Below are 12,958 nucleotides of genomic sequence, written 5' to 3' on the forward strand. Positions count from 1 at the left end.
TTTTCAGCCATTTCCCACCGGTTTCAGGCTTGCCTGACAACCGTGGGGACAACTTTTGAACAACTGATGACTTATCCACAGGAGAAGTGGATTTCCGGAAGTTGTTCATATCAAGCAGCAGGGCAGGGAGTGGGCTGACCACAAGGTTAAACAAGCGCCAAGTAGTTGATCAAAAAGAAGAAAATAGGGCTGTCCACAGAAACCGGCTTCCCTTATCTACTACTACTAATTTGAATTAAAGAAATAAGAGGTTAAGACAGTGATCGTTCTCAAAGCCACCCAGGATAAAGTTTTGTCGGTTCTGCAATCGGTCGCGGGCATTGTCGAGCGTCGGCATACGCTGCCGATTCTGGCCAACGTGCTGATCCGCAAGACAGGTTCACAGCTGCAGCTGACGACCAGCGACCTGGAAATCCAGATCCGCACGACGGCCGAGCTGGACGGCGACACGGGCAACTTCACGACCACGGTGGGTGCACGCAAGCTCATCGACATCCTGCGCTCCATGCCGAGCGACCAGACCGTGTCGCTGGAGTCGGCGCAGAACAAGCTGATCCTCAAGGGTGGCAAGAGCCGCTTCACGTTGCAGACCCTGCCTGCTGAAGACTTCCCGCTGGTGCAGGAAGCCGCCAACTTCGGCCCGAGTTTTTCGGTACCGCAAAAGGTGCTGAAAGAGCTGCTGAACCAGGTCTCGTTTGCCATGGCGGTCCATGACATCCGTTATTACCTCAACGGCATCCTGTTCGTGGCCGAGGGCAAGCAACTCAGCCTGGTGGCCACCGACGGCCACCGTCTGGCGTTTTCGTCGGCCACGCTGGACGTCGAAGTGCCGCGCCAGGAAGTGATCCTGCCGCGCAAAACGGTGCTCGAGATGCAGCGCCTGCTCAGCGACAAGGAAGGCGCGATCGAGATGCAGTTTGCCGGAAACCAGGCCAAGTTCTCTTTCGAAGGCATGGAGTTCGTCACCAAGCTGGTTGAGGGCAAGTTCCCCGACTACAACCGCGTGATCCCCAAGAACCACAAGAACATCATCACCCTGGGCCGTGTGCCGCTGCTGGCCTCGCTGCAGCGCACCGCCATTTTGACCAGCGAGAAGTTCAAGGGCGTGCGCCTGAACATCGAGCCCGGCACCCTGCGTGTGGCGTCCAACAATGCCGAGCAGGAAGAAGCGGTGGACGAGCTCGACATCGACTACGGCGGCGACGCCATCGAGATCGGCTTCAACGTGACCTACCTGATCGACGCGCTGGCCAACATGGACCAGGACATGGTGAAGATCGAGCTGGCTGATTCGAACAGCTCGGCGCTGTTGACCATTCCCGACAACGCGGCCTTCAAGTACGTTGTGATGCCGATGCGAATTTGAGCTGCACCAGCAGAAAAAAACAAACCGCCGCCCCACCGAACCCGCTAGCCAAAGCGGGTTTGGTCATTCAAGAGATTGTGAAAACGTCGTTTCACCGAAGGTAAAAGTTAGTTATGACCGAAGAAAACAAACCCAACGAAGCCACTCCTGACCATGCAGGCCGAGAGATGGAGGGCGTTCATTCCGGTGAAGGCGGTGAGGGAAGCTCCAATTTTCAGCCCAAGATCGACTCCAACCAGGCCGGTGCGTCTGAGGGGTATGGCGAAGGCTCGATCCAGATCCTGGAAGGCCTGGAGGCCGTGCGCAAGCGGCCCGGCATGTACATTGGCGACACGTCTGACGGCACCGGCCTGCACCACCTGGTGTTCGAGGTGGTTGACAACTCCATCGACGAATCGCTGGCCGGCCATTGCGACGACATCATGGTCACCATCCACCTGGACAACTCCATCAGCGTGGTGGACAACGGCCGCGGCATTCCGACCGGCATCAAGATGGACGACAAGCACGAGCCCAAGCGCTCGGCGGCCGAGATCGCGCTGACCGAGCTGCATGCCGGCGGCAAGTTCAACCAGAACAGCTACAAGGTCTCGGGCGGCCTGCACGGCGTGGGCGTGAGCTGCGTGAACGCGTTGTCCAAGATGCTGCGCCTGACGATTCGCCGCGAAGGCAAAGTCCATGTGATGGAGTTTTCCAAGGGCTTTGTGCAGAACCGCATCATTGAGCAGGTCGGCGGTGTGGACGTGTCGCCGATGCAGGTGCTGGGTGACACCGACAAGCGCGGGACCGAGGTGCACTTTTTGCCCGACACCGACATCTTCCAGCAGAACAACGACTTTCATTACGAAATTCTGAGCAAGCGCCTGCGCGAACTGAGCTTTCTGAACAACGGCGTGAAGATCCGCCTGAAAGACGAGCGCAGCGGCAAGGAAGACGACTTTGCCGGCGCCGGCGGCGTGACGGGTTTTGTGAACTTCATCAACAAGGGCAAGACCGTCCTGCACCCCAACGTGTTCCACGCCATGGGTGACCGCCAGAGCGACCAGAACACCAACATCGGTGTTGAAGTCGCCATGCAGTGGAACAGCGGCTACAACGAGCAGGTGCTGTGTTTCACCAACAACATCCCCCAGCGTGACGGCGGCACCCACCTGACCGGCCTGCGCGCCGCGATGACACGCGTGATCAACAAATACATCGACGACAGCGAAATCGCAAAAAAGGCCAAGGTTGAAGTCACTGGCGATGACATGCGCGAAGGCCTGACCTGTGTGCTGAGTGTCAAGGTGCCCGAGCCCAAGTTCTCCAGCCAGACCAAGGACAAGCTGGTCAGCTCCGAGGTGCGCGGTCCGGTGGAAGACATCGTCAGCAAACTGCTGCACGACTACCTGCAGGAGCGGCCCAACGACGCCAAGATCATCGTCGGCAAGATCATTGAAGCCGCCCGCGCTCGCGAGGCCGCGCGCAAGGCGCGCGACATGACGCGCCGCAAGGGCGTGCTTGACGGCATGGGCCTGCCCGGCAAGCTGGCTGATTGCCAGGAGAAAGACCCGGCGCTGTGCGAAATCTACATCGTCGAGGGTGACTCCGCCGGTGGCTCTGCCAAGCAGGGCCGTGACCGCAAGTTTCAGGCAATCCTGCCGCTGCGCGGCAAGATCCTGAACGTGGAAAAAGCGCGTTATGAAAAGTTGTTGACCAGCAATGAGATTTTGACGCTCATCACCGCGCTGGGCACCGGCATCGGCAAGGCTGGCGGTACCACCGGCAATGACGACTTCAACGTTGCCAAGCTGCGTTATCACCGCATCATCATCATGACCGACGCCGACGTTGACGGCGCGCACATCCGCACCTTGCTGCTGACCTTCTTTTACCGCCAGATGCCCGAGCTGGTTGAGCGCGGCCACATCTACATTGCGCAGCCACCGCTGTACAAGGTCAAGTCGGGCAAGGAAGAGCAGTACCTGAAAGACGGCCCGGCCCTCGACAGTTTTCTGCTGAAAATTGCGCTGAAAGACGCCGCTGTGCTGACCGGCGCCGACCCCGCCAACGGTCAGGGCACACTGCTGACCGGCGACACGCTGGCCGAACTGGCGCGCAAGCACCAGCTGGCCGAGTCCGTCATTGCCCGCCTGCGCGGCTACATGGACGCCGAAGCGCTGAAAGCCATCGCCGACGGAGTGGCCCTGAACCTGGACACGGTGGAAGACGCCGAGCGTTCAGCCGCCGAGCTGCAGGCCCAGTTGCCCACTGCTGAAGTGGCCGGCGAGTTTGACACCCGCAGCGACAAACCCATTTTGCGCATCAGCCGCCGACACCATGGCAACGTCAAGAGCAGCGTGCTGACGCAGGACTTTGTGCACGGCGCCGACTACGCCGCACTGGTGGAAGCTGCCGTCACCTTCAAAGGCCTGATGGGAGAAGGCGCCAAGGTGACGCGCGGCGAGGGTGAACGCCAGAAGGAAGAAAAAGTCGAGACCTTCCGCGACGCCATGGCCTGGCTGATCTTGCAGGCCGAAGGCGCCACCGCGCGCCAGCGCTACAAGGGCCTGGGCGAGATGAACCCGGCCCAGCTGTGGGAAACCACCATGGACCCGACTGTGCGCCGCCTGCTGCGTGTGCAGATCGACGACGCGATTGAAGCCGATCACGTGTTCACCATGCTGATGGGCGACGACGTGGAGCCGCGCCGCGAGTTCATTGAAACGAATGCGCTGCGGGCTGCGAATATTGACGTCTAGAGTGCTCAGCGCATAATTTGCAGCATGAACATCGCTCCAGCCCAACGCTCACAGATTGCCGAGATCTGCAGGCGTTATCACGTCCGGAAGATGAGCATGTTTGGGTCAGCAGCAATGGACCAGGAGCGCGCGGAGAGTGATGTGGATTTGCTGGTGGAGTTTATTCCGGGAGAGGCCCCCAGCGGCTTTGCCTTGGTGGACATGCAAGATGAGCTGTCTGCCGCGTTTGACGGGCGAAAAATTGATCTGGCTTTCCCGTCCATTCTCCGCAATGCCTACCGGCGCATGGCCATTGAGCCGCAATTGCGACCCGTTTTTGAATGACGATTGATCGCACGCCGGCACATCTGGTCGATATGCTTTAGGTTCGTGGCTTTCGATACTGCATTCTCATGACGCGCATCGCCGTCATCGACTTTGAAACCACCGGCCTGTCGCCCGCCATGGGCGACCGTGCCACCGAGGTGGCCATCGTGTTGCTTGAAAACGGCTGCGTGGTGGACCGCTTCCAGAGCCTGATGAATGCGGGTGTGCACATTCCCGCCTTCATCACCAGCCTGACCGGCATCAGCAACGCCATGGTGGCCGCTGCGCCCGATGCCGCCAGCGTCATGCGCGAGGCCAGCCGATTTGTGGGCAACGCGCCCATGGTGGCGCACAACGCGGCGTTTGACCGCAAGTTCTGGCAGGCCGAGCTGGCACGGGCCGGCGCGGCCGCGGCGCAGCCCTTTGCCTGCACCCTGCTGGTTGCGCGCCGGCTGTACCCCCAGGCCCCCAGCCACAAGCTTGGCGTGCTGGTGGACTACCACCACCTGCCCCGCGCCGGGCGGGCCCACCGGGCGCTGGCTGATGCAGAAATGGCAGCATCGTTGCTGGGCCAGATTCAGCACGACCTGCGCACCCGCCACCGCGTTGGCAGGCCCGACCACGCCTTGCTGATGACCCTGCAGCGCTGCGCGAAGCCCGCCGTTGCTGCGTTGATGGCGAAGTACGCCACGGGCTGAGAGCCTCTGGTTTGCTATTAAAAAGCTAGCTGCTTGCGCCCGTCCACCAAGGGCTGGCGCCATAAAACACCCATAATCTGCCCTATGACCACCCACACCCACCCCGCCACGCCACTGTCTACCCACGACACCACCCGCATTGACGACACCCGCATAGGCGCGGTGCGCCCGCTGATCACGCCCGCCTTGCTGCAGGAGTGGCTGCCGGTGCCCGATGCCAGCCTGAGCCTGGTGGAGCGCAGCCGCGCGGCGATTTCGCGCGTGCTGCATGGCGCTGACGACCGGTTGATTGTGGTGGTGGGCCCCTGCTCCATTCACGACCATGACCAGGCCATGGACTACGCCCGCCAGCTGAAGGTGCAGGCCGATGCGCTGGCCGGTGAGCTGCTGGTGGTGATGCGCGTGTACTTTGAAAAGCCGCGCACCACCGTGGGCTGGAAAGGTTACATCAACGACCCGCACCTGGATGGCAGCTTTGCCATCAACGAAGGGCTGGAAATGGCGCGGCGCCTGCTGCTGGACGTGCTGGCCCTGGGCCTGCCGGTGGGCACCGAGTTTCTGGACCTGCTGAGCCCCCAGTTTCTCAGCGACCTGGTGAGCTGGGGCGCCATTGGCGCGCGCACCACCGAAAGCCCCAGCCACCGCCAGCTGGCCTCGGGTCTGAGCTGCCCGGTTGGCTTCAAGAACGGCACCGACGGCGGCGTCAAGGTGGCCACCGACGCCATCCAGGCCGCACAGGCAAACCACGCCTTCATGGGCATGACCAAGATGGGACAGGCCGCGATTTTTGAAACCCGCGGCAACAAGGATTGCCACGTGATCCTGCGCGGCGGCAAACAACCCAACTATTCAAAGGCCGATGTAGACGCTGCCTGCGCGCTGCTTAAAAGCGCCGGCCTGCGCGAGCAGGTGATGATTGATGTGAGCCACGCCAACAGCAGCAAGCAGCACCAGCGCCAGATCACCGTGGCGGCCGAGGTGGCCCAGCAGATGGCCGCCGGCGACCATCGCATCACCGGCCTCATGATTGAAAGCCACCTGCAGGAAGGGCGGCAAGACATCGTGCCCGGCACGCCGCTACGGCCTGGCGTGTCGGTGACCGATGCCTGCATCAGCATGGCGCAGACGGTGCCGGTGCTGGAGGGGTTGGCGGGGGCGGTGAGGGAGCGGCGTGCAAGGGAGCTTCATCTATCTTGATGAGCATTCTCGAAAATCGTACATCTGATTTTCACTTGAAGGTGGCAGAGTTCAAGCCATGAAGCCGAAACGGCGTGCGTGCCATTCCAGAAACGCGGGTGCGGGTCCAAACCGGTCTGGGAAACGGATGGGCTGCTGGTCGAATCGCAGCAAACTTTCGGTGATGAAGCTGTCGCCTTGGGTGGCTTTGACTTTTGGCGATACGCGCACCTTGAAGTCGGGCATAACCGTGATCAAACCTTGGTCGTACGCACGGTCGTGCAACGCCGACAGGCACAGGCCGTTTTGCGGGTTGAGGCGGTTCTTGGTGTCTTCGCTCCATGGAACGATATGGCTTGCGATTACCAACTTCTCATGCTGCAGACCGCTGATGCAGCACGTAGCGTTGTAGCTGGCAAGCACGGCTTTGCGAAAGCGCGCTTGGTTCACTCGAACCTGCACAAGGGCGCTTCGGGTTTTACCTTCTTCCAGTGCCAGGAGTTCTTCACTAGGCGGGGCTTCTTCCAACAGCTCTTGGTCGGCTTGCACTCCGTTGCGCAGGGCGAGGCGCTCGTATTCAGCTGCCGCATCGAGCGCTACAGCATCCCAGTTGGCTTGCAACTCGTTCCAGATTTGTTTGTCGAGGGCCGACGCGTTGCCCATGCCGCTGCGACCGCTGGCCACAATGACCGGATCAAGGCTCGCCAAGTTCACCAATTTGAGTGCGATGGACCCCGGGGTGCGGCCAATCCACTGCGCCAGCTGTTTTATTTTGGGATTGCGCTGGTGCAACTGACCAAACGGGAGCTGCAAGTAGATGTGAAGCGCCGCCAATGTCTGCGGCCGAGTCCAGTTCACGCGTGCGGTGGCTTCTGTGGCCATAGTGCTCCCTCCGGTTTGAAGGTTCAGTATGCCAGGAGCAAAGAACCGAGCCAAAGGAAGTATTTTCGATACGCCTGCTATGGAGTGGCTTGATTGCTGTGCATGATTCGACGAAGCGTCGTCATCCGGCGGGTGAGACCTCTCGGCGTCATCGGACGGGGCCTTCCCTCCGTGCGAAATTCTATTGAGGCCCCGTCGTGGGCCACTTCTGTCAACAAATAGCAAACACGGTTTACATAGTGCAGGCCGGGTGTGATCCATTGATCGGAGCCCTCGCCGCTATCAATCACGGTCCACACGAAGTTTTGATCGAAGGATATGGCTATTTGCAAATCTCCGCCAAAGGTTTCGAGCCCATGTCCACCCCAAATATTGAAGCGCGACAACGGATGCCGAAAGGGTCGAAAGTACGCGTAATAGACATCTTCGTGAAAGACGGTGAGCGGAAGCATTCAGATTCCCCAATGCGGCGATAGAGTTTCGTCCCACGCTTGAACTGCCTTAACTTTTTGCAGTAAGTTTTCAAAGCTGTCAAAAAGGGGCGCGGCCATATCTTGCGCAGTAGCTGGCCGCAATGTATGGAAGGTGTGCCAGACATGGTCATCAATCGAAGGCCCGCCGCTGAAGGCCCATAGCTCGGCATACAGCGGAGGGATGCGCAACTGTTCTGCAATGAAATAGCAGCCCGAATCGAAGTGGCGCTGCAAGTCTTCAATATCAAGGTTCGAGGCATGCCCTTGTAACAAGAGAGTCCCCCAAGACTTGTAATTGGAAGCGTCCCGGTAACAGTATTCAAACAGGCTGAAGTCTCCCAAGGGCACCTCCGATGTGCATACAGCTTAGGCCTTCAAGTTAGTTCTGCAACCCAGGGCATAGCCTGGGGTGACGCAACCCGTACGCAGCCGAATAATGAGGCGCCGACGCGCAAGATAGCGGCCTAATTCAGATGGCTTTCTTGCCAGGGGTCTTTCGCACCGTTAAACTTTTCGGCCATCTTCATCGCCAGGATTGCGTCATGTCCAGCCCCTCCGACCTCCCCCCCAGCATCCTCTCCCACATCTCCATAGGTACCAACGACTACCCGCGCGCCAGGGCGTTTTATGACGCCGTGCTGGCCACGCTGCAGATCAGGCAGGTGATGACGCATGGCGAGTCGGTGGCTTATGGCCGGGCGTTTCCGGAGTTCTGGGTGGGGCGGCCGCTGGATGGCGGGCGGGCGGCGGCGGGCAATGGCACACACGTCTGCTTTCTGGCCAACTTGCCGGCGGAGGTGGATGCCTTTCATGCGCAGGCGTTGGCGCTGGGTGCGCTGTGTGACGGGCCGCCGGGCTTGCGGCCGCATTACACGCCCACGTATTACGCGGCCTTTGTGCGCGACCTGGACGGCCACAAGATCGAGGCCATGTGTTTTGCCGGGGCGGCGGGCTGAGGGCCCGGGTTGTGGCGGTTTCGGCATTTTATATAGTCAAATTGGCCGCCAGCCCTTGTTCCACGGGCGCAAGCAGCTATTAAATACATAGCAAATGGGTGGCGGGCCCGCCGTGCGCCAGGGCCGCTTCAGCGCCCGCAACATGGCGTGCGGGCCGCGCTGCCAGCGTTGCCGGCCCTGTCAGCGTGTTTCGCCGCTCACCCTTTCCACCTCGTTGATGGCGTAGGTGGTGAACTCGTCGATTTCGGTGGCTTTGTCGAAGACGGCGTCGGCGCCTGCGGCCAGGCAGCGCTGGCGCATGGCTGGGGTGGCGTAGCCGGTCAGTACCACCACTTTTTGCCGCAGGGCGCGGTTGCCGCAGCTTTTGACCACATTCAGGCCGTTGCCTTGCAGCAGAAACAGGTCAACCACGGCCAGGTCCCAGGCGCTGGGGTGGTCGATGAGCCATTGCCGGGCCTCGTCTTCTGTGCTGGCGCCGCCCACCACGCGGGCGCCCACCAGCTCTTCAAGGGACTCGGACAGGTTGGCGCGGATGACGGGGCTGTCTTCGACCAGAAAGATTCTCAGGCGCATCAGGGGACCGGTTTAAAAAATGACGCCGCCCGGGCAAGGGGCGGATGGGTACAGAAAATTCTTCAAAGGAGTCTACACAAGGATGCGACCCGCCTCTGTAACCGTTGGCCGGCGCCGCTGCAGGCCGGCGGCGCCGGCGGTCAGCGGGTGTGCGGGCGGGGCCGGGCGGGCCGCGTCTTTTCAAGCGGGCCGGCATGACATAAGACAAGAACCCGCCGCTGAAAAAGGCGTAACTTGGTGTCAAGCCCCCGCCCGGCAGCAGGGCCGGTTGGGGCCTTTCCCCCTTCATTCCAAGGAGCGCACCATGCCCAGCAGCAAACAGAACCCGCGTGACAAGCAGACCGGCCACACCGGCAAGGTGGAGAACGACGCCAACAAGATGGGCGAGCAGGACGCCACCCAGCTGAACCAGGGCAAACGCACGCCCGACAGCCGCAGCGACCGCGAGGCGCATGTGGGCGGCAGCAACCAGTCGCAGGCGCGGCGCGGGAAAACCACCGGGCACTGAGGCGGCGGGTTGGGGGCGGCTTGGGACGAGAGCCAAGTCGTCTGCCAAGTCGTCTACCAAGTCGCATATGAAGTCGCAAAAGTTTCTGCATTAGTTGCAGAAAATCGTTATGTGACATAGACTTAGGCATGGCTGCCAAGTCGCAAAAATTCGCGCTCTACGATCATCCTTCGCAGATGGAGCCCCTGCTGCCGGGCGAGCACCACCTTGAGCCCTTGCTGGAGCAGGCACACGATCTGCAGCGTGCGGCGCAGAGCTTGTCGGGTGCGGGTGCACCGGCTGACCTTCGCCAGCTGCTGCGGGCGATGAATTCTTATTACAGCAACAAGATCGAGGGGCAGCACACGCTGCCGTTTGAGATTGAGAACGCGCTGCGCAGCGACTATTCGCAAGACCAGGACAAGGCGCGGCGTCAACGGCTGGCGCTGGCGCACATGGAGACCGAGCGCGCGCTAGAGGCCGGCTGGAAGGGCTGGACCAGCGGGCAGGTGTGGTCGGCGCAAATGGTGCGCGATATTCACCAGGACCTGTTTGCCCGCCTGCCGGATGCGGACCGGGTGTTGCCCGAAGGCGATGTGCTGCTGCCGGGCGCGCTGCGTGACCGTGGGGTCAGCGTGGGTGTGCATGCAGCGCCGGCCCACGCGGCCATTGGCGCCATGCTGGACCGCTGGGGGGCTTTTTATGGTGGTGTGCGACGCGGGGAGCTGCAAATTCTGGCCGTTGCCGCCTCCCACCACAGGCTGGCGTGGATTCACCCGTTTCGTGACGGCAATGGCCGCGTGGCACGTCTGCACACGCACCTTGCGCTGGGTTCGCTGGGGCTGACCAATGGTTTGTGGTCGCCGTTGCGCGGTTTTGCGCGCAGCCGCGAGGCCTACTATGCGCATCTGGCCGCCGCTGACGAGCCGCGTGCCGGTGACCTGGACGGGCGCGGCAATCTGTCTGAGCGGGCGCTGATCACATGGATGGGCTACGTGCTGGCCCTGTGCATTGACCAGGTGCGCTTCATGGCCGGCCTGCTTGACATGGCCGCAATGAAGGACCGCATCGCGGCCTGCCTGGCCTTTGAGGAAGGCGTGGTCAAGCGCGGCGTGCGCAGTGAGTCGCTAAGGGCGTTGCATTACCTGCTGCTCACCCAGTCGGAGCTGGAGCGCAGCGAGTTCAAGGCTTTGCTGGGGCTGGGCGAGCGCCTTGCCACGGCGCAGGTGACGGCGCTGCTCAAGCGCGGCCTGCTGGCCACCGACTCGCCGCACGGCAAGCTTCGCTTCGGCGTGCCGCAGCATGCCCTGCGTTTTTATTTTCCCCATCTGTGGCCTGAGGCGGAAGCCGAAGCGGGGCGCGCCGCGACCCGATAGTGCCGCCGTTTTTGCCCCGCCTGTGCTGCTTGCTGTGGATGCCACGGTGGTTGCCGACAGGGGCTGCAGCAGGAAAATACGATGGCAAAAAGGCCGGTAGCCCTTATAAATCAAGCGCCAACAGCTATGAATTCAATAGCAGCATGGCGTCTGTCAGGTCAAGCCGAACCGCGTGGCGGCGCGGGCCGCGCTCGCTCATAATCGCTTCCATACTTCTAGGAGATGGCGGTGGCAATTCTGATTCTGGGTCTGGTGCTTTTTCTGGGCGTGCATTCGATACGCATTGTTGCGGACGGCTGGCGCACGGCGACGATTGGCCGCGTGGGGGAGCTGCCCTGGAAGGCTGTGTATGCCTTGCTGTCCATCGTCGGTTTTGTGCTGATCGTGTGGGGCTTTGGCCTGGCGCGGCAGCAGCCGGTGCAGCTGTGGATGCCGCCACGCGGCATGCGGCACCTGGCCTCGCTGCTGACGCTGATAGCTTTCATCCTGCTGGCCGCCACCTATGTGCCGCGCAACGCGATCAAGGCGCGGCTGCACCACCCCATGGTGCTGAGCGTGAAGGTGTGGGCGCTGGCGCACCTGCTGGCCAATGGCAACCTGGCGCACATGGTGCTGTTCGGCGCCTTTCTGGTGTGGGCGGTGCTGAGCTTTCGCGCAGCCCGCGCGCGTGACCGGGCGGCCGGCACGGTGTACCCGGCCGGTACGGTGGCGGGCACGGGTATCACGGTGGTGGTGGGCGCGGCGGCCTGGGCGGTGTTTGCCTTCTGGGCGCACGGCTACCTGATCGGCATCCGGCCCATTGGCTGAGTTTTACAAGCCAAATCGGGCTGTAGCCCTTGTGCAACGGGCGCGAGCAGCTATTTAATTGATAGCGTTGACGCGCCCCCCGCAGAGGGCTTGCGTGCCAAGGCGACGCCTCAAGGCGCCACGGCGGTCTTGATCCAGGCCACGATTTCGTCGCTGGCCACGCGCGGGGTGTCCAGGTGGCCGCCGGAGACTTCCAGGTATTTGTTTTTCGGGTTGGCGGGCAGTTTGTCGACGTAGTACCCGCGAATCCACTTGAACAGCGGGTCTTTCTCGCCGATCACCGTCATCACGGCAACTTTGGCCGGGATGCGCGGGGCGGTCACCGACATTTCGGCATCGGAGGTCGGGTCGAAGTAGGACAAAAAGTCTTTGGCCGTGGTGACCACGGCTTGCTGCCGGCCCTGGTTGATGTCGCTGAAGCGTTCACGCGAGTCCCCCTTGCCGGCCGCCACCAGCGCGCGCGCCTCGTTGATGCTGTCGTGCACCGGTTTGCCCCAGGGCTGGGTGTAGTAGCCCACGGGCGCGTGGCCGGGTGCAAGACCCACCAGCGCATCCACATCGCCGCCGCGCGCGGCATACGCCATGCCGGCGGGCACCCCCATGCTGTGGCCGATGATCACGATTTTTGTCGCGCCCTGGTCACGCAGGCCCTTGATGTGGCCGGCGATCTCGGCCATCGCCTTGTCGAGGCCGCCGTCGAGGTAACGGCTACGCGACCAGGGCATGTCGGGCACGGTGGCGAGCCAGCCCTGGCGCTCGAAAGTGGCCTTGAGCGGGCTGAAGTTCGGGTCCTGGTTGTTGCCCGGATTTTTGCCGTGCAGCATGAGTACGCCAATGCGCTCCTGCGCGGCAGCGGTGAGCGGCGCCACAGCCGCGGCAAGTGTGATGCAGCTGATGGCAAGGAAGGAAGCGATGGATGCGATGGAAGCGGTGGAGAAGTAGCGGCGTTGCATGGGGCTCTTTCTGCGGGGTGGGGGCGGGGTGGGGGCGGGGTGCCAAGCCTGCCCGGGTCGGATCTGCGCCTGAAGTTTAGGTACAAAGTGCAGCCCCCGGGAAGAGGGAAATGCCCTTGTCTCCCATGAACGAGGGAGGCGGGCGGGGTGCTTTCGCCGGCTTG

Annotated in this window: 13 protein-coding genes; 9 read left to right on the forward strand and 4 right to left on the reverse strand. The window is 61.9% G+C overall.

The annotated features are described in order from the left end of the window. The first annotated feature begins 259 nt into the window (after positions 1-259). The 5 genes from dnaN (at position 260) to PSV33_RS15255 (ending at position 6,308) form a co-directional block, all read left to right on the forward strand. Positions 260-1,366, forward strand: coding sequence for a DNA polymerase III subunit beta (gene dnaN, locus PSV33_RS15235; protein ID WP_096670883.1), 1,107 nt, complete (start codon positions 260-262; stop codon positions 1,364-1,366). A 167-nt stretch (positions 1,367-1,533) separates the two neighbouring features. Continuing rightward, positions 1,534-4,107 carry a DNA topoisomerase (ATP-hydrolyzing) subunit B gene (gyrB, locus tag PSV33_RS15240; RefSeq protein ID WP_300563228.1) on the forward strand — a complete coding sequence of 858 codons (2,574 nt, stop codon included), beginning with the start codon at positions 1,534-1,536 and terminating at the stop codon, positions 4,105-4,107. Between the two features lie 24 nt (positions 4,108-4,131). Further along, entirely contained in the window at positions 4,132-4,431 is a 300-nt protein-coding gene (locus PSV33_RS15245; protein WP_300563079.1) for a nucleotidyltransferase domain-containing protein, read from the forward strand. A gap of 68 nt (positions 4,432-4,499) precedes the next feature. Next, positions 4,500-5,111, forward strand: coding sequence for a 3'-5' exonuclease (locus tag PSV33_RS15250; protein WP_300563080.1), 612 nt, complete (start codon positions 4,500-4,502; stop codon positions 5,109-5,111). An 84-nt stretch (positions 5,112-5,195) separates the two neighbouring features. After that, positions 5,196-6,308, forward strand: coding sequence for a 3-deoxy-7-phosphoheptulonate synthase (locus tag PSV33_RS15255; protein WP_300563082.1), 1,113 nt, complete (start codon positions 5,196-5,198; stop codon positions 6,306-6,308). Positions 6,309-6,359: 51 nt separating this feature from the next. On the opposite strand, the gene PSV33_RS15260 is transcribed toward PSV33_RS15255, so the two are convergent. Together PSV33_RS15260 and PSV33_RS15265 are read right to left on the reverse strand one after the other, a co-directional pair. Further along, complete coding sequence (locus PSV33_RS15260) at positions 6,360-7,169, reverse strand: HNH endonuclease (protein ID WP_300563083.1); 810 nt, start codon at positions 7,167-7,169, stop codon at positions 6,360-6,362. Positions 7,170-7,621: 452 nt separating this feature from the next. Then, positions 7,622-7,984 (reverse strand): hypothetical protein, encoded by a 363-nt coding sequence (locus tag PSV33_RS15265; RefSeq protein ID WP_300563084.1) that lies wholly within the window; start codon positions 7,982-7,984, stop codon positions 7,622-7,624. A 200-nt stretch (positions 7,985-8,184) separates the two neighbouring features. Here PSV33_RS15265 and PSV33_RS15270 point away from each other — a divergent pair, with 200 nt between their 5' ends. Next, positions 8,185-8,598 (forward strand): VOC family protein, encoded by a 414-nt coding sequence (locus PSV33_RS15270; protein WP_300563085.1) that lies wholly within the window; start codon positions 8,185-8,187, stop codon positions 8,596-8,598. A gap of 180 nt (positions 8,599-8,778) precedes the next feature. Here the strand turns inward: PSV33_RS15270 and PSV33_RS15275 are convergent, their stop codons facing one another. Then, positions 8,779-9,171, reverse strand: coding sequence for a response regulator transcription factor (locus PSV33_RS15275; protein WP_300563086.1), 393 nt, complete (start codon positions 9,169-9,171; stop codon positions 8,779-8,781). A 304-nt stretch (positions 9,172-9,475) separates the two neighbouring features. Between PSV33_RS15275 and PSV33_RS15280 the strand changes: the two genes are divergently transcribed. The 3 genes from PSV33_RS15280 (at position 9,476) to PSV33_RS15290 (ending at position 11,841) form a co-directional block, all read left to right on the forward strand. Then, complete coding sequence (locus PSV33_RS15280; RefSeq protein WP_300563087.1) at positions 9,476-9,679, forward strand: hypothetical protein; 204 nt, start codon at positions 9,476-9,478, stop codon at positions 9,677-9,679. Between the two features lie 128 nt (positions 9,680-9,807). After that, positions 9,808-11,034 carry a Fic family protein gene (locus PSV33_RS15285; RefSeq protein ID WP_300563089.1) on the forward strand — a complete coding sequence of 409 codons (1,227 nt, stop codon included), beginning with the start codon at positions 9,808-9,810 and terminating at the stop codon, positions 11,032-11,034. Between the two features lie 228 nt (positions 11,035-11,262). Then, entirely contained in the window at positions 11,263-11,841 is a 579-nt protein-coding gene (locus tag PSV33_RS15290) for an NnrU family protein (RefSeq protein ID WP_300563090.1), read from the forward strand. A 110-nt stretch (positions 11,842-11,951) separates the two neighbouring features. Here PSV33_RS15290 and PSV33_RS15295 read toward each other — a convergent pair whose 3' ends face one another. Next, positions 11,952-12,794 (reverse strand): alpha/beta fold hydrolase, encoded by an 843-nt coding sequence (locus PSV33_RS15295; RefSeq protein WP_300563091.1) that lies wholly within the window; start codon positions 12,792-12,794, stop codon positions 11,952-11,954. Positions 12,795-12,958 lie beyond the last annotated feature (164 nt).

This window comes from Polaromonas sp. (assembly GCF_029945895.1).
GTDB lineage: Bacteria > Pseudomonadota > Gammaproteobacteria > Burkholderiales > Burkholderiaceae_C > Polaromonas.